This is a genomic window from Streptomyces sp. NPDC102462 (assembly GCF_044765425.1).
In the GTDB taxonomy this organism is placed as follows: Bacteria; Actinomycetota; Actinomycetes; order Streptomycetales; family Streptomycetaceae; genus Streptomyces.
Map to the genome: position 1 here is coordinate 72,433 of NZ_JBIWKB010000003.1, position 17,346 is coordinate 89,778.

Below are 17,346 nucleotides of genomic sequence, written 5' to 3' on the forward strand. Positions count from 1 at the left end.
CGCCCGCGACGGAGCCGGGACCGGACGGCCGGCACCGGCAAGTAGGCTGAAGCCGCTGCGGCACCCCCACCAACACCGCCCCACGCACAGGGTGTTGGCCTGCGGCGATCAGGAGTCGGCCAACGGCGTGAGGATGAAGCACAGGTGCTGATAGCGGGTCGGTATCGACCGCACACCGCCCTCGGGCGGGGAGCGATGGGCGAGGTCTGGCGGGCACGGGACGAGATGCTCGGCACGGACGTGGCGATCAAGTTCCTGCTGGCCCAGAGCTCCGACGCCACCGCCACCGCCCGTTTCCGGCTGGAGGCACAGACCGCGGGCCGGCTCGACCACCCCCATGTCGTGGGCGTCCTGGACTTCGGCGCTCATGAGGGACGGCTGTTCCTGGTGATGGAGCTGGTCGACGGCGACAGCCTCGCGCATGTGCTGTCCACCGAGGGCACGCTGCCCCCGGAGCGGGTGGCCCGTATCGCCGCCGAGGCCGCGGCCGGGCTCGCCGCCGCCCATCAACAGGGCATCGTGCACCGGGACATCAAGCCCGGGAACCTCCTGCTCGCCGCCGACGGCAGCCTGAAGATCGGCGACTTCGGCATCGCCCGCTTCATGGACGACCCGGCGGCGGGGCTCACCGCGACCGGCCAGATCGTCGGCACCAGCCTGTACCTGGCCCCGGAGCGCGCCCTCGGCCGGCCGGCCGGGCCGCCATCGGACGTGTACTCGCTGGGCTGTGTGCTCTACCAACTCCTCATCGGACGGCCGCCGTTCGAGGCCGACACGGCGGTCGCGATCCTGCACCACCATCTCGACAGCGCGCCCACCCCGCCCCGTGAGCTGGGCGTCGACATGCCGCCCGCGCTGGAGAACTACCTGCTCGGCATGCTCGCCAAGCAGCCGGAGGCACGGCCGGCCGCGCCGCAGGTCGCCGAGTGGTTCGCCGTCGACTCCTGGCGCGGACACCGCGAACCGCTCCCGCCTGCCGCACCCAGGGGCGCCGGCGGGCACGCGTCCGGCCGGGGCGGACCGGCACCCGGGCCCGGTTTCGGTTCCGGCGCCGGCGCAGGGGCCGGGCCAAGGCCCCCGGCCACGACCGGACGAGGGCCCGCGGGCGCGGCCGGGCAGCCGGCACCCGGCCGGGCCGGACGCGGCAGCGCAGGGACAGGAGGACGAACCGGCGCCGGCGCGGTCGGACGCGGCGGCCCTGGTGCGGTCGGACGCGACGGCGCCGGTGCGGTCGGACGAGCGGGCGCCCGCGGCGCGGACCGGGCGCGGTATCTGCCCGGCGAGCCGGGCCCGGCGACCACCTACGCGCTGCCGAACTCCGGCGCACACGCCTCCGCCCCGCACCGGGGACGCGCCCGCCGCCAACCCGCACTGCGCCATGCCGTCGCACGTAGCCCGAAGCTGGTGGGCGCGGTCGCCGCGACGGTGCTCTTCGTGGCCGCCCTGCTGATCGGCATGACCTTGTTCGCCCCGGACTCCGGATCGGCGGAGACCTCGGGGCCCGACGCCCCGCACAGCTCGGCCCCCGTCCCGTCGTCCGCCACCGAGTCAGCCCCCGTCGACTCGATATCCACCGACATGGGCGCTTCCGATCCCGTCTCCGTCGGCCCTTCGGACGGCGACGGCGGCCCTGACGAACAGCCCGAGAAGAGGTCGGAACCGAAGAAGCCGGAGCGGAAGGACCCGAAGAAGAAGCACGACGAGGACGAAGACTGACCTGGCGGCCACGCGCCGCCATATCGTCACACTTGACCCCATCGGCACCCAAGGTTCACATCTCCGCCGCAATACGGGCACGCGACGGCTAGGATCCCCCACGGGGTGAGCCCGGACGTCCGTCTGGCGCGCTGCCGCCACGCCTACGGAGTGCCCGTATGAACACCACCATCGGCTGCGCCCTGCTCGGGATGTGCACCGTGCTCGTATGGCCGCCCGCGCTGGCCACGCTGCTGGGCTGGGAACCGCCCCTGCCGCACCGCGGTGACGGTTCGGCCCGGCTGCTGGCCATGGCCGCCTCGACCGGCCACGCCGCCCTGCTGACCGCGGTCGCACCCCGCCTGGCCGCGGCACCCGGCACCGTCACCACGGCCTGCTCCTACACCGCGGCCCTCCTGGCGATCACCGCGGCGGCCCTGTGCGTCGCCTACGAACGAACTCCCGCAGAGCACCCCGAAGAAGACCCCGCACCACCCACCACCCCCGAGTAGGCCCCTACCGAAGACGCCACCCTCACAAGTCCGTCGCACAACCGGCATCTGCCAAGGTCGTCGCAACCATCGAGAACGGAGGCGACTGCCTACCCTGCGGCTCTCGTAGTCGGCCAGGTACGCGTCCAGCACCTGCCCCCTCAGCTCCCGCTCGACGGCCGCGGCGATGAACGCGGAGAACCCCCGCTTACCGACACGGGCCCGGATCGCCCAATCGGCACAAAAAGACCCCTCCAACCACGTTTCCGCAGGTCAGAGGGGTCACACTACGTGGAGCCTAGGGGAGTCGAACCCCTGACATCTGCCATGCAAAGACAGCGCTCTACCAACTGAGCTAAGGCCCCTTGCGAGCGGCGGCCGGCCTGAGTGTTGCACTCGGGTGGGCGCCGCAGACCAGAGTACCGGGTCACCCCGGGGATCTCGCAAAAAAGCTGGGGGTCCCTCGAAACGACCACGCTCCGTAAGATGCTCGGCGTGGTTCGCGACAGCGAACCACGTTCTTGGGGAAGCGATGGGGAGACGCAACATGGACGCCGCACAGCAGGAAGCCACCGCAAGAGCGCGGGAGCTGCAGCGGAACTGGTACGGGGAGCCGTTGGGGGCGCTCTTCCGTAAGCTCATAGATGATCTCGGGCTCAACCAGGCCCGGCTCGCGGCGGTACTGGGACTGTCCGCGCCGATGCTGTCGCAGCTGATGAGCGGCCAGCGCGCGAAGATCGGCAATCCCGCGGTGGTCCAGCGGGTGCAGTTGCTCCAGGACCTGGCGGCGCAGGTCGCGGACGGCAGTGTGAGCGCGGCCGAGGCGACCGACCGCATGGACGAGATCAAGAAGTCGCAGGGGGGCTCGGTGCTCAACAACACCACGCAGACGACGAGCAGTTCGGGCGCGCCGACGGTCAAGCGGGTGGTCCGCGAGATCCAGTCGCTGCTGCGCTCGGTGGCCGCCGCCGGGGACATCATCGAGGCCGCCGACACCCTCGCCCCGACCCACCCGGAACTGGCAGAGTTCCTTCGGGTGTACGGCGCGGGCCGCACCTCCGACGCCGTCGCGCACTACCAGTCCCACCAGAGCTGACTCCCCGGCCCGTCCGACGGAGGGGGTCCGACGGACGGGCCGACGCCTGAGGGGAAGTACCCAAGGGCACGACGAGGGGTCGTATCACTCATCTCGGGGGAAGCAAGGGGGCAGGGGGACAAGGGGTAAGGGGGACCAAGGGGTCAGCCGCAGGGGGAGGAGCGACGGACAGCCATGGGTGAGGTCTTCGCCGGCCGGTACGAACTGGCCGACCCGATCGGACGCGGAGGCGTCGGCGCCGTCTGGCGCGCGTGGGATCACCGTCGTCGCCGTTATGTCGCCGCCAAGGTGCTCCAGCAGCGCGACGCCCACTCACTCCTGCGGTTCGTACGGGAACAGGCCCTGCGGATCGATCACCCCCATGTGCTCGCGCCGGCCAGCTGGGCCGCGGACGACGACAAGGTCCTGTTCACCATGGACCTGGTCGCCGGCGGCTCGCTGGTCCATCTGGTCGGTGACTACGGCCCCTTGCCGCCCTCGTTCGTCTGCACGCTGCTCGACCAACTCCTGTCCGGACTCGCCGCGGTGCACGAGGAAGGGGTCGTGCACCGTGACATCAAGCCCGCCAACATCCTTCTGGAAGCCACCGGCACCGGCCGTCCCCGGCTGCGCCTGTCCGACTTCGGCATCGCGATGCGGCTGGGCGAACCGCGCCTGACCGAGACCAATCTGGTGGTGGGAACGCCCGGTTATCTCGCACCCGAGCAGATGCTGGGCGCGGAACCCGACTTCCCGGCCGACCTGTTCGCCGTGGGCCTGGTCGCCCTGTATCTGCTGGAGGGAGCCAAACCCGACGCGAAGGCCCTCGTCCAGCACTTCGCCGAACACGGGACACCCAGGGCGCCCAAAGGCATCCCCGATCCGCTCTGGCAGGTCGTGTCCACGCTGCTGCAACCGGATCCGGAGGCCCGTTTCCGCACGGCCACGGGAGCCCGCAAAGCACTCGTCTCCGCCACGGAACTCCTGCCGGAGCCCGGCCTCGACGACGAGGTGATCGAGGTCTTCGACCAACTCGGCTCGCTCCCGCCGGGATTCGGCCCCGATGGACCTTTCCGAACGGCCTCGGGCGTGGACACCCAGGTGGATTCGGGGGCGCGATCCGGCCCACCGGGGCCCGCCGGAACGGGCACCGTGTCCGAAGCGTGGGTGACCGGGGTCGCGGCGGCAGGGGTTGCGCGGCCGGGCGTTGCCGGGTCCGACGGCATGTCGGGCGCGCAGGACGTCTCTTCGCCGGCGAACCGCTTCCCCGAGCAGGTTCCACCCCAGGTCTCCCCTCGGCCCGGCCCGAGCGACACGGATTCCGTCCCCGGCACACCGGCCGCCCCCACAGGCCCGCCTTATCGCCCCTCCGGTTTCCTCCCGCCCGATTTCCACCCTTCCGACTCCGGCCCTGATGACTCCGGCCCTGGCAACTCCGGTCCTGGCAACTCCGGTCCTGGCAACACGGCTCCCGACAGCTCCGGCCCCAACAAATCCGGCACTGGCGACTCCGGTCTCGGCAACTCCGGCTCTGTCGATTCCGGTCCCGGCAACCCCGGTCGGGCCATCCCGAGTCCCACGCCCCCCATCCCCCGCCCAGCCGACAACTCCCCTTCCGGCAAGCCCCCTTCCGACACCCCGCCTTCCGGCAACTCCCCTTCCGACCCCGACCGCTCCGCCAACTCCCCCTCCATCAGCTCCCCTTCCGCCCCCACCCGTTCCACAACGCCCGCTTCCGCCAGCTCTGGCGCTTCCGAAGCCGTCGTATCCGTGAATCCCCAAGCGGGCAGCGATCCGCAGCCGTTCACCATGTCGGACACCGGGAGCTTCCATCTGCCACCCCCGCAGCCCGCACAGTCGCACGGCACGGGGACGGAGACAGCCGGGACACCGATCTCCCAGGCCCACCCCCCACACCAGACCCAACAGGCCGACCAGTCCCGAAGCGACCCTCCGCACGACCGGCGCCAAGCGCACGACCGGCACCAGCCACCGCACGCCCCCCAGCCCCATCACCCCGACGAACCCCCCACCGCGACCGCGCCCACCCACGGGCACGTCTCCGCCCACGGCCACACCCACAGCCCCACCCATGCCCTGTCCTCCCCCCGTCCACAGGCCCCCTGGAGCCCCACACAGGCGCCGCTGCCTCCGATGCGGCCGCAGCGCGTTGACGCCTCTACTGCTTCATACACCGCTCAGAGCCCGCAGGTTCCGCATCCCGCACAGGCGAATTCACCGTCGGCCCCGCCCGCACCCCGCCGGACCGCACGTCGCACCCACCGCGCCCATCGCACCCGTCGCCCCGGCCCCCCGGCGAAGGCCGCGCTACCGATCCTGCTCCTGGCGCTGGCCTGCTACGCCGTGGGTTTCTGGGCGCTGACCCGCATCTGAGCCCCGACCCGCCGCCGAGCCGCTACCGCCCATACCCCCGAGCCCCGACCCGCCGCCGGGCGGCCACCGTCCATACCCCCGAACCCCGACCCGCCGCCGAGCCGCTACCGCCCATACCCCCGAGCGCCAACCCGCCGCCTGGCGGCCACCGTCCATACCCCGAGCGCCAGCAGCAGCGCGCTCCCCGCGCCGATGCCGCCCGCCGCCAGCACCCGCATCCCGGTGTCCCCGCCCCCGCCGCTCCGCCCCGTCACGGCCGCCTCCCGCTCCTGGGCCGTGACCTCGAACAGATGGCGCGGCTCGGACTGCCCGGCGTAGCCGGGCCCGGCGTGCGGGGTGCCGGTGACACGCACCCGCAGTGTCACCCCGAAGGGCCCCTGGCCGAACGTGCTGGCCATCCCCTCGCTGAGGTGCACGACGAGGTAGTACGCCCCGGCGAAACGCACGCTGCGCACCGCGTCGAGCACGGAGTACCGGTTGCGGTACTCCACGGGCGGCAGGGGGCTGAGTACGGCCGCCTTCTGGCTGCCGTTGTAGCTGAGGGCCGCGTCGTCGACGTAACCGCGGACGGGATTGTGCAGCGCCAGGTCGAGGGCCCCGCTGACATAGCCGCCGGCCCCGTTCGAACTGCCCAGTTCTGCGGTGGCGTGCACCTGCTGGCCCCAGTCGACCGGCACCTTGTAGAAGAGGGTCTGCCCGGGCCTCATGTCCGTCTGCCAGACGCCTTGTCCGAGCGCGCGTGCCGTGGCGAAGCCCGCTCCGCCGGCGCGGCGCCGGGGCTCACCGGTGACCGGCTCGGGCGAGGCGGAGTCCCAGACCTCGGGCGCGCTCGTGGCCCCGGCCCGCCGCGGACGCGGCTCGGCGACCGGTGCCAGCTCCAGGTCCCAGGCACCCGAGGCGGACACGCCACCCGAACCCGGCACGCCCGCCGTGCCCGCCGGTTCGAGGCGCTCGACCAGCACGTAATACGTGCCCGCTCCCTGACACAGAGCGCCGCCCACCTGGCGCATCCCCAGGGCCGTGACCGGCCGCGGGCTCAGTCCCGCCCCGAACCGCGCGGACGCATAGGAACAGGAGCCGCCGTTGGCGTCCTGCACCGACACCCTGATGCCGTCGCTGGCGGAGACGGCGGCACCTGCGGGCGGTACGGCGGTCACGGGGACGTACGCGGTCGTCGTCGCCCGGAGCTCCACGCGGTAGTAGAGCCTGCCGCTGCGGGGGAGGGAACTCCGGTACGTCTCGCCCGGCTTCAGCCCCGGGGCGTCCACGGTGCCCGCCGCCCCGGCGACGGTCCTGGCCCCTTCCACGAAGGCGTACCCGCCGGAGGCCCCGGCCGCCGAGCCCACGGCCCCGGCCTGTGAGCCCGCGGCCACCGCCGACCGGCCCAGCACCAAGAGGGCGCCCAGCATCACCGCCGTCCCCGCGACCACGGCGGACAGCCGACGGCTCCGCCGGGTCGCCCCGGGCCGCCACCCCGCCGTACGCCACCTCGCTATACGCCACCACCCGGAGCGCGCCGATACCACCGCGCACCCCTCTGTACTGCGCCCCGTGCGCCGCCCCATCCCGTGTCACCCCTCCTCGTCGCACGTGCGGCGGGACACCCCATACAGGCACCCCCACGGAGGCACCTCACGGAATCCGCGCGGCCACCCCGCGCAAACGCACCACGCAGCCACCCGGCGCAAGCCCCCCGCGCAAACACCCGGCAGGCACCCCGCACAGGCACCGCAAAGAAGTCCGCCCGCCGCCCTGTACAGCCCGAAACCGCGTTCCGCTCGTCGAGACTCACCGACAGCCGCTCTACGCCAACGGTGGCCGCGACCACCCACGGTCGTGCGCCGCATGCCGTCGCGCCGTATCGGACCGTGGCCCATCCTGCCCCGCGCACGCCCCGGTCATCCCGGCAATCCGTGCGGCCGTCCGAAACAGCCCGCTCGACGCCTTGCTCGCCGCCCCGCTCGCGCGCGGCGCTACCCCCTCATCGGTGCCCGGGCAACACAAAACCCCGACCGCAGGGGCGGTCGGGGCCTGATCGGTTTCCGTTGTCTGTACTCACGAACCCGTGGGCACGGAGTCAGTCGCCTCCGTCCACAGATCCTGCTCGGCGCGATCCGCCTGGATCTGGCGGTACACGAGGAGCCCGCCGATGGCGGCCAGTGCGACCAGGAGCAGCTTCTTCACCGCGCGACCTCGTCTTTCCTTGACGTAGGGGACCTCTGGCGCCCGACTATACACACCGCCCGATATCGGTCGGTGACCTGCGCCGGGCCCCCAACTCCCGCCCTCAAGAGCGCATTAGCCGCGGGTGGTGGCGTCCTGACCGGAGGGTCGTCACCCCTCCACACACGGTTACTTTGCTCCCTCTTCACCGCTCAAGATCCGTGTTTGGGAGATTTTCTTCCGCTTTGCACCCATCCGAGTGGTGTTCATCTGAACATCGCCGCGCCACGTGCGTGGGTCCACCACTTCGCGACGCTCATACACATCATGAGGAAAGTACGCAAATCGCCCAACCTGAAAGTGAGGGGTCATGGCCAGGAACAAGGTCATGAATCTGTGGACCGTCATCGTCACCGCCTTCCTCGCCCTCTTCGCGGCGCTCGGACTCGCCTCCCCGGCCACGGCCGCGGCGGCCCCGCAGACCGAGGCCCCGCAGAAGAGCAGCGCACCCGCTCCGAGGCCGGCGGCGCACCACTGGTCCTGGTCCCGCTCCTGGTCCTGGTCCGAAGCCAGAGCGCTGCCCCCCACGATGAAGCAACGGATCCGGGCCGAGGCCCACGGCACATCTCCCAGTTGCCGCCACAGCCCCCTCGACGACACCGCGGCGGAGATCCTGAGGGGCCTGGGAGCCCCGGCACCGCTCACCTGCTGATCCGGCACCCCTCCACCGCTGACGCCGGAACCTGATGGAATCCGACGGAACTCGACGGAACCTGACTGAAACAGACCGGAATCCGACCGGCGCGCCCGACCGGAACCCGGCACCCAGCGGCACAGCGGCACAGCAGCAGCACGCAGGACGTGCGGCACCGAAGACACAGCGTGAGCAACACAGCAGCAAGACAGCGAGACAGCAGCACAGCAACACAGCAACACCTGATGGCGAACTTGCGTACAGCTCCGCATCAGCGCGAGTCCCCCGGCCTCCCCCGGCCGGGGGCCTTCGCATGCCCGCCCCCCGCCCGGCCCCAAGTCGTAAGGACCTCTTGAGGAGTCGTAGCCTGGTGACGAGGTGACTCCTGTGCCCAAGGCGTACGAAGTGATCGCGGACGACATCCGCCGGTCCATCCGCGAGGGCGGGCGCGAGCCCGGCGAGCGCCTGCCGTCGGAGGCGGACCTGGCGCGGCACTACAGGCGCAGCGTGCCCACGATCCAGAACGCGCTCCGGGTTCTGAACGAGGAAGGTCTCATCGACAAGCGGCACGGCAGCGGCACCTTCGTCCGGTGTCCGCGCACCCGGGCGGTCCGTGACAACCGCCGGCACCAGTGGGAGAAGCGCCGGGCCCGCGAGCCGGAGGCCGAGCGGGCACAGACCGGCGCGACCGAGCACGACACCGGGCTTGGACTGCGGGATCTCGTCTTCTACGCCCGATACCGGGAGATCAAGGCGCCCCAGGACCTCGCGGACGCGTTCGGCGTCCCCGAGCACACCGTCCTGCTGGAACGCACCTACCGGACCCGCCACGCCGCCGAGACCGCCCCGTTCAACCTGGTCACCTCCTATCTCGTGCGCGACATGATCGCCGTGAACCCGGATCTGCTGGACGACCGCAACGAGCCGTGGCCGGGCGGCACGCAGCATCAGCTGTACACCGCGGGCATCGAGGTGGGCCGGGTCGAGGAGCGCTTCACCGCCCGCCCGCCGACGCCGGAGGAGGCCGAGGAGCTGGAGCTGCCACCGGGTACGTCGGTGATCCTGCTGCGGAAGACGTCGTACGACATCGAGGACCGCGTCGTGGACATCACCCACGTCACCCTTCCCGGCGACCGCACGGAACTCCGCTTCACCACGTCCCTGGAAAGGTGGTGAGGGCCGCCGTGCGCCGGCGCGTCAGCATCGTCACCGCGGTTCACGCGCCCTCGGCCCCGTTCCTGGCGGAGGCCCACGAGTCGCTGTGCGCGCAGCACCTGCCCGACGGCTGGAGCTGGCAGTGGGTGATCCAGCAGGACGGGGAGACGGACGACGTCCGTCCGTACGTCCCCGACGACGCACGGGTGACCTTCCGGCAGGGGCGGCCGGGCGGCCCCGGAGTGGCCCGCACGATGGCGCTCGCGCACGCCGACGGCGCGTACGTGAAGGTCCTGGACGCCGACGACCGGCTCACCCCGGGTGCCCTCGCCCGCGACCTGGCCGTCCTCGAAGGGGACCGGGGCATCGGCTGGACGACCTCCCGGGTGCTGGACCTCATGCCGGACGGCTCCACGGTGGGCTTCCCCGCAGACCCCGACGACGGGCCCATCGAGCGCGGCGTCGTGACGGAGTACTGGGCGCGCAACGGCTTCCGCGCCCAGGTCCACCCGGCGACGCTGTGCGTACGGCGTGACCTCCTGGTCGCGCTCGGCGGCTGGATGGCGCTGCCGGCCTCCGAGGACACCGGGCTCCTGCTCGCCCTGAACTCGGTGAGCCGCGGCTGGTTCTCCCGGCAGGTGGGGCTCCTCTACCGCAAGTGGGAGGGCCAGGTCACGGGCCAGGCCCCGCACGTCGACCCGGCCGAGCGTGACGCCCGGATGGCCGTCGTCGCGGCCCGGGCGCGGGCGCTGGCACGCTTCGGATGGCACGCTCCGCTGACCGACTCGACCGGCTCACCCACTCCGGCGGCCGACTGACACCCCTGCCCCCGCGCCCCGCGCCCCGCGCCCTGCGCCCCTCGCCCCTCGCCCCTCGCCCCTCGCCCGTCGGCCCTCAGCCCCGCCACGCATCGGCGCAGCACATCGCCGCCGCAAGGGTCAGGGCAGCGTCTCCGCAAGGGTCAGGGCAGCGTCTCCGCAAGGGTCAGGTCAGCGTCTCCGCAAGGGTCAGGTCAGCGTCTCCGTAAGCGTCAGGGCAACGTCTCCGCATCCACCCGGGAGAAGATCAGATCGCATTCGGCCGCCACGGGCCCGCGCCAGCGAACGGCCACGCCCGCCGTGCCGCTCAGCGCGGCCGGGTAGCTCCCGGGCGCGTAGTCGTTGGCCAGCCGATAGACGTGAAAGCCCGCGTCGGTCATCGTCCCGAGCAGTTCGCCGGCCGAGTCACCGAGCCGGGCCATGCGCTCGGGGGTCACCTCGACGCTGATCTCCGCGTCGGGCCGCAGCCTGTCCAGCAGGGGCGCGAGACCGCGGACGACACCGCCTTCCGCGCCCTCGACATCGATCTTGATCACCCGGGCGCTCGCGATCTCCGCCGGTTCGAGCAGTTCCGGCAGCGGCCGGGCCTCGATCTCGAAGGTGGACTCCGCGGGTCCGTCGTAGGGAACGATGCTGTTCGCCCCCATGTTGCGGGAACTGGCCAGCACGAAGGTCAGGGTCTTGTGGCCATCGGAGACCGCGGAGTTGACGGCACGGATGTTCCGGCAGTCGTTCAGCGCGCGCTGGTGCAGCAGGCGGCGGTGGAACGCGGGCGACGCCTCGATCGCCACGACCCTCCCCCGGTCGCCGACGAGCCGTGACGCCAGGACGCTGAACACCCCCACGTTCGCCCCTACGTCGACGAAGCCGTCCCCCGGCTTCAGCCGGCGCCGTAGCCAGCTCGTCATGTGCGGCTCCCACACCCCGAACAGATACACGTAGCGCTGGATGAGGTCCTGGGTGTCCACCGCGAACCGTGCGCCAGAACGGGTCGTCACGACGCGCCGGCGTGGATGGTCCCGCAGATACGGGTTCAGCCAGCGGGCGGCGAGGGCCGCCTTTCCGAACGAGCCCGGGGCGTCGCGCACATAGCGGCGGCCGAGCGTGACCAGGAGCTCCGACAGGGGGTGACTCACACGACGTCACTGCCCCACGAACGGCACGGCGAATCGGCCTCGGGGCGTGCGGCCCGTGCAACACCCGGTGCCGCGGCTGCCTCGCTCTGTGTCGCGGCTACCCCTCGGCACCCGCCGTCGCGAGCCAGTGGGCGACCCTGCGCAAGGTGGTCTCGTCAAGTCGCTCCACCAGGGCCTGGACGGCGGTCAGATCCTCCGGTGTGAGGTCGTAGAGGCCCGCCCGGCCCAGTCCCGCCATGAGCACCTGGTGCCGCCGGTCGTCCATGCGCTCGGCGAGCCTGCTCGGCTCGGCGAGCCTGCTCGGCTCCGCGGGCCCGCTCGGCTGCACGGACTCGGCCGGCTGCTCCTCGGCGGTTGCGGCGGCCGGCCGTGCGGCCGTATCGACCGGACCGGGCGTCGTCGGGGCGGCGGAGCGTTCGAAGCGGTGCCAGGCACCGTCCCGCGGCCCCCACAGGGCGACGGTCGGCTCGCCCCCGCGCGCCCGTACGGTCTGCGTCATCTCGCCCACGGCGTGCACCACGGGGGAGCGGTGGGACGACTCGGCGCCGACCCGCCATGACGCCGAGTCCGGCTCGTAGAACATCGCGACCCAGCGTGGCGTACCCGGAGGCTCCGGGCTCCGCAGACGTGTGTCCACCGCACTCACCCCTTCGGAAGCGATCCGACGGCGACCATAACTGACGTACCGTCAGATTTACAGGGTGCAGCGAGGTCGCACCGGGGCGTTCCCGCCGCCGGGCCCGGGACCCGCCGCCCGGCACTGGTCCCTCCCCACGTGGAGACCAGTGCCGGACGTCGCGGGCGGTGTGGACCCGCACCGCATCGGCGTCGGCGGTGCGGATCGAAGAAGAGACGTCGCGGCCCCGAGGTCACCGCGACGGCTGCCGGAAGAAGGCTCGCGACGCGCGTCTTGCGGGCTTTCGGGGCCGGACGTCGCGCCTACCCGTCCGGGCGTACGCCAGCGTTTCCTGGCTCCGACGGAAGCTGACCGAGAAGCTGACCGAGAACATGCGGCGCCATGAGCCGACTCTCCGAAGCTCTGGGGTGCTGACCTGTCCGGACGACGCGCGGACGGCGCGTAACCGGTCCGCTACTGCGTCGCGATCCTGCCATCTGTGGCGCCCAGCCACGAGGCTCCGGCGCCCGGCACAGGGCATCGCCGCAGGTCAGCCATATAGGGTGAGTTTTCCGGTCCGGACGTTCAGAGGCGGGGAGTAAGGGGTGGAGACCTTGAGTTCCGACTCAGGGGCACGCACGGCCTTCGCGGAACGTCTCGCGCTGCTGTACAAGGAAGCGGGCAATCCTCCCCTCAAGCGCGTCGCCGAGGCCGTCGTCCGGTTGCAGCGGGTCGACGAGCGCGGCCGGCCCGTGCGGGTGTCCGCGCAGCGCATCAGCGACTGGCGACGGGCCAAGAACGTGCCCGCCCAGTTCGGGGCCCTCGCCGCGGTGCTGCAGGTGCTGGTACCCGACGCCCGGCGCGCGCGACCGGCTCCGGTCTACCCGGGCCTGTACGACCTGGTCGAGTGGCAGCGCCTGTGGGAGCGCGCGGTGGCCGACCCGGTCGCCGACCGCCCGGTGTCCCCGGACGAGACGGACGGCGCCCCGGGGGAGGCCGCGGCCGTGCCCGGAGTATGCCCGTACCGGGGGCTCGCCGCCTACCGGGGGGAGGACGCCCGCTGGTTCTTCGGCCGGGAACGGAGCACGCGGGCCCTCATCGACCAGCTCCGCGCGGCGGAACGGACCGGTGGCCTTGTCATGCTCGTCGGCGCCTCGGGAGCGGGAAAGTCCTCCCTCCTGAACGCGGGCCTCACCCCGGCCCTGCGCGAGAACCCACCGAACGAAAGCGACCGGGACACGAGCGGCCCACTCACAAACGTCCCACCCGGAAGCGGCACGGACCGAGGTACGGCGGGCGCAGCCACCTCCGGCGCAAGCACCCCGGGCGACGCAGACTTCCGGCCGTACGGGGAAGGCCACCCCCACGGCCTTGACCAACCGCATGCAAAGACCCCGCCGCTCGGCGACGGCGAACCCCCCGCGGAGACCGAGACCCCCAGGGGCGCGGGGAACCGCGCGACCGGCCACAACCAACCCGCACCCGACCAACCACCGCCCCCACCCCCAGGGGCGCGGGGAACTGCGCGACCTGCCACAACCAACCCGCACCCGACCGACCACCGCCCCCACCCGCAAGACCAGCCCCCCGCCACAAACCAGAGCCCAGCCGACCGCCCCCCACGGCTGGTGGTCTCGCTGGTGCCGGGAAGCGACCCGCTCGCGGGACTGACCCGCCGGATCCCCGAGCTGACCCCGCTCCTGTCGGCCGCGGCGCACCCCGCGCGGGCGCCCGAGGAGCCCGGTGACCCGCGGTTCGCCCGGGCGGTCGGCGAGGCCGTCGCCGCCTGGGCGGAGCGCGAGGCACCCGGCACCGCCCGCCCGGTGGTCGTCGTGGACCAGTTCGAGGAGGCGTTCACCCTCTGCGCCCACGAGGCGGACCGACGTGCCTTCATCCGCATCCTGCACGCCGCCTGCACCCCCGCCGGCCCCGAAACCCCGGCCCCTGTACTCGTCGTCCTCGGCATACGCGCCGACTTCTACGAGCAGTGCCTCGGCTATCCCGAACTGGCCGACGCGCTCCAGCACCGGCACATGGTGCTCGGCCCGCTGACCGCCACCGAGCTGCGCGAGGCCGTGACCGGACCGGCCAAGGCGGTGGGCCTTGAACTCGAACCGGGCCTCGCCGAGCTGATCCTCCGCGAGGTCAGCGCGGACGGCCCCCGCGGCGCGCACGACGCGGGCGTCCTCCCGCTCCTCTCCCACGCGCTGCTCGCCACCTGGCAGCGGCGCAAGGCGGGCAGGCTCACGCTGGCCGGCTACCGCGCGGCGGGCGGCATCCAGGGCGCGGTGGCGGCGACCGCCGAGCGCGCCTGGTCCGGCCTCGACCCGGAGGCGCGCGCCGCCGCCCGGCTGCTGCTGCTCAGGCTGGTCCGGCTGGGCGAGGACACCCAGGCCACCCGCAGGCGGGGCACGCGGCGCCAGCTGGCCGAGGAGTCGACGGACCCGGACGGTACGGAGGAATCGCTCGAAGCCCTCGTCCGCGCCCGGCTGGTGACGCTCGACGCGGACACCGTCGAGATCACCCATGAGGCGCTGCTGCACGCCTGGCCCAGGCTGCGCGACTGGATCGACGAGGACCGGCAGGGCAATCTGCTGCGCCAGCGCCTGGAGGAGGACGGCCGGGCCTGGGAGGGCTCGAACCGCGACGCGTCGCTGCTCTACCGGGGTTCCCGGCTGGAGCAGGCCCGCGCCTGGGCGGCGTCCGCCGGTGACACCTCCCTGACCCGGAGCGCCGCGGAGTTCCTGGCCGCCTCGGTCAGGCTGCGCAAGCGCACGGTACGGATCAGCCGGGGCGCGGTGTCGGCCCTGGTGGTCCTCGCGGTCCTGGCGGTCGGCTCGGCGGTGATCGCCTGGCAACAGCGCAACGACGCGGTGTTCGAGCAGGTGGTCGCCGAGGCCGATCGCGTCCAGTACACGGATCCGTCGCTGTCCGCCCAGCTCGATCTCGTGGCGCACCGCCTCCGGCCGGGCGACGAGGGCGCCAACAACCGGCTGATCTCGATCGTGAACGCCCCGCTGGCCACGCCGCTGCTCGGCCACACCGGCGCCGTCTACCTCACCTCGTTCAGCCCGAAGGGCGATGTCCTGGCCACCGCCAGCTACGACCGGACCGTACGGCTGTGGGACGTGACGGACCGTACCCGCCCGAGGCCGCTCGGCAAGCCCCTCACCGGCCACTCCAGCTGGGTGAGCAGCGCCGTCTTCAGCCCGGACGGCCGCACGCTCGCCAGCGCCTCCGACGACGGCACCGTACGCCTGTGGAACGTCACCTCCCCCCGCCGCCCGCGGGCGCTCGGCACCCCGCTGAACGGGCACGACGGCACCGTCTACCTGGTCGCCTTCAGCCCGGACGGCCGTACCCTGGCCGCGGCCACCGACCGGCACGTCGTACGGCTGTGGGACGTACGCGACCCGGACCGGCCGAAGCCGCTCGGCACGCTGACGGGGCACACCCACGCCGTCCGTTCCCTGGCCTTCGGCCCCGGCGGACGGACGCTGGCGGCGGGCGCGGACGACGGCTCGATCAGGCTGTGGGACATGACAGAGCCGCGCCGGCCTGCCCGGCTCGGCACGGCGCTGACCGGGCACACCACGACGGTGCACTCCGTGGCGTTCAGCCCGGACGGGCGCACCCTCGCCAGCGGCAGCGCGGACGACACCGTACGCCTTTGGGACGTGACCGATCCGCGCCGCGCGGCACCGCTCGGCACCCCGCTCACCGGGCACACCGGCCCCGTGTGGTCGGTGGCCTTCAGCCCGGACGGCACCGTGCTCGCCGCGGCCAGCGCGGACAGCACCGCGACCCTGTGGAACGTCAGTGACCCGGCCTATCCGTCCCAGGTCGGCGAGCCCCTGTCCGGCGGCAGCGGCGAGATGTACGCGCTGGGTTTCAGCCCCGACGGCCGGACCCTCGCCACCGGCAGCGGCGACAGCAAGGTCCGGCTGTGGGCGCTGCCGACCACGGACATGATCGGCCGCATCGGCGCGTTCCAGCGGGACGGGCATGTGCTGGCCACCGCCGCACGCGACGGAAAGGTCCGGCTGTGGAACATCACCGACCCGGGCCGGCCCACGCTGCTGTCCGAGCCCTTCATGCCGGGGGACGGCGACGTGCGCACGCTGGCGTTCTCCTCCGACGGCCGTGTCCTCGCGGTGCGGATGGGAAACCGCTCGCTGCAGCTGTGGAACGTCTCCGACCCCTACCGGCCCGTCCCCTACGGCGCGCCGCTCACCCTGCGGACCCGCTTCACCGGCCCCAACGCCCTGGCCTTCACGCCGGACGGGCGCACCCTGGCCACCGCCTACGACGACCGCACCATCCGCCTGTGGGACGTCAGCGACCCGGCCGACCCGGTGCCGCTCGGCGAGCCCCTCGCCGGTCACAAGGGCTACGTCAACTCCCTCGAATTCGCCCCCGACGGCCGGACCCTGGCCAGCGGCAGCGCGGACGGCACCGTACGGCTGTGGAACGTGGCGGACGCGCGCCGCGCCGCGCCGGTCGGCAGCCCCCTGGCGGGGCACCTCGGCCCGGTCAACACGCTCGCCTACAGCCCGGACGGGCGGACCCTGGCCAGCGGCAGCGACGACGACACGGTACGGCTGTGGGACATCGGCGACCCGGACGGGCCCACCGCGCTGGACGCGCCGCTCACCGGCCACACCGAGGCGGTCGTCTCGCTGACGTTCAGCCAGAACGGCGACACCCTGGCCAGCGGCGGCAACGACAACACCGTACGGCTGTGGGACGTCGCGCACCCGTCCAAGGCGTCCCCGATCGGCCAGTCGCTGAGCCCGAACGCCAAGACCGGCAACTTCCTCGCGTTCAGCCCCAACAGCCGCATGCTCGGAGTGTCGAGCGGCGCGGACACCGTACGGCTGTGGAACCTGGACGTCGACCAGGCCATCCGCCACATCTGCGCGACGACCCGGGGGGTACTGACCCGGGAGAAGTGGCACGAGTACCTGCCGCGGCTCTCGTACGACCCCCCGTGCGGCCGCTGACGACCCCATGGGGCGCCGTGATCCAGATCACAACTCCCGCCCGCTGTCCAACAGTTGGCTCCCGCGGACCGACCACCCTTGTTACCCTTGGCCATAGCTCGACCGC

At 72.7% G+C, this 17,346-nt stretch carries 12 protein-coding genes and 1 tRNA gene; 8 read left to right on the plus strand and 5 right to left on the minus strand.

The features are described 5' to 3' along the window. The first annotated feature begins 195 nt into the window (after positions 1 to 195). Entirely contained in the window at positions 196 to 1,716 is a 1,521-nt protein-coding gene (locus ACIRFL_RS04000; RefSeq protein ID WP_404023659.1) for a serine/threonine-protein kinase, read from the plus strand. A 158-nt stretch (positions 1,717 to 1,874) separates the two neighbouring features. Continuing rightward, positions 1,875 to 2,207, plus strand: coding sequence for a hypothetical protein (locus tag ACIRFL_RS04005; RefSeq protein WP_404023928.1), 333 nt, complete (start codon positions 1,875 to 1,877; stop codon positions 2,205 to 2,207). Positions 2,208 to 2,478: 271 nt separating this feature from the next. On the opposite strand, the gene ACIRFL_RS04010 is transcribed toward ACIRFL_RS04005, so the two are convergent. Further along, positions 2,479 to 2,551: transfer RNA gene (locus ACIRFL_RS04010), tRNA-Ala, on the minus strand. Positions 2,552 to 2,733: 182 nt separating this feature from the next. On the opposite strand from ACIRFL_RS04010, the gene ACIRFL_RS04015 reads away from it, so the two are divergent. Both ACIRFL_RS04015 and ACIRFL_RS04020 read left to right on the plus strand, forming a co-directional pair. Then, positions 2,734 to 3,282, plus strand: a complete 549-nt coding sequence (locus tag ACIRFL_RS04015) for a helix-turn-helix domain-containing protein (RefSeq protein WP_404023661.1) — start codon at positions 2,734 to 2,736, stop codon at positions 3,280 to 3,282. A 174-nt stretch (positions 3,283 to 3,456) separates the two neighbouring features. Beyond that, positions 3,457 to 5,655 (plus strand): protein kinase, encoded by a 2,199-nt coding sequence (locus tag ACIRFL_RS04020; RefSeq protein WP_404023662.1) that lies wholly within the window; start codon positions 3,457 to 3,459, stop codon positions 5,653 to 5,655. A gap of 104 nt (positions 5,656 to 5,759) precedes the next feature. Here ACIRFL_RS04020 and ACIRFL_RS04025 read toward each other — a convergent pair whose 3' ends face one another. Together ACIRFL_RS04025 and ACIRFL_RS04030 are read right to left on the minus strand one after the other, a co-directional pair. Then, positions 5,760 to 7,085, minus strand: a complete 1,326-nt coding sequence (locus tag ACIRFL_RS04025) for a hypothetical protein (RefSeq protein WP_404023663.1) — start codon at positions 7,083 to 7,085, stop codon at positions 5,760 to 5,762. A 625-nt stretch (positions 7,086 to 7,710) separates the two neighbouring features. Then, the gene (locus ACIRFL_RS04030) at positions 7,711 to 7,839 is read right to left on the minus strand and encodes a DLW-39 family protein (RefSeq protein WP_003999697.1); all 129 of its coding nucleotides are present in this window, start codon (positions 7,837 to 7,839) and stop codon (positions 7,711 to 7,713) included. Between the two features lie 349 nt (positions 7,840 to 8,188). On the opposite strand from ACIRFL_RS04030, the gene ACIRFL_RS04035 reads away from it, so the two are divergent. From ACIRFL_RS04035 to ACIRFL_RS04045, 3 genes are all read left to right on the plus strand, one after another. Further along, positions 8,189 to 8,530 carry a DUF6344 domain-containing protein gene (locus ACIRFL_RS04035; protein WP_404023664.1) on the plus strand — a complete coding sequence of 114 codons (342 nt, stop codon included), beginning with the start codon at positions 8,189 to 8,191 and terminating at the stop codon, positions 8,528 to 8,530. Between the two features lie 369 nt (positions 8,531 to 8,899). Continuing rightward, a complete protein-coding gene (locus tag ACIRFL_RS04040) occupies positions 8,900 to 9,688 on the plus strand; it encodes a GntR family transcriptional regulator (protein WP_404023905.1) in 789 nt (262 codons plus the stop codon). 8 nt (positions 9,689 to 9,696) lie between these two features. Further along, positions 9,697 to 10,485, plus strand: coding sequence for a glycosyltransferase family 2 protein (locus ACIRFL_RS04045; protein ID WP_404023665.1), 789 nt, complete (start codon positions 9,697 to 9,699; stop codon positions 10,483 to 10,485). A gap of 212 nt (positions 10,486 to 10,697) precedes the next feature. Here ACIRFL_RS04045 and ACIRFL_RS04050 read toward each other — a convergent pair whose 3' ends face one another. Beyond that, positions 10,698 to 11,621 (minus strand): FkbM family methyltransferase, encoded by a 924-nt coding sequence (locus ACIRFL_RS04050; protein ID WP_404023666.1) that lies wholly within the window; start codon positions 11,619 to 11,621, stop codon positions 10,698 to 10,700. A gap of 97 nt (positions 11,622 to 11,718) precedes the next feature. Further along, positions 11,719 to 12,204, minus strand: coding sequence for a hypothetical protein (locus ACIRFL_RS04055; RefSeq protein WP_404023667.1), 486 nt, complete (start codon positions 12,202 to 12,204; stop codon positions 11,719 to 11,721). A gap of 638 nt (positions 12,205 to 12,842) precedes the next feature. On the opposite strand from ACIRFL_RS04055, the gene ACIRFL_RS04060 reads away from it, so the two are divergent. Then, positions 12,843 to 17,240, plus strand: a complete 4,398-nt coding sequence (locus ACIRFL_RS04060) for a hypothetical protein (protein ID WP_404023669.1) — start codon at positions 12,843 to 12,845, stop codon at positions 17,238 to 17,240. Positions 17,241 to 17,346: the final 106 nt, after the last annotated feature.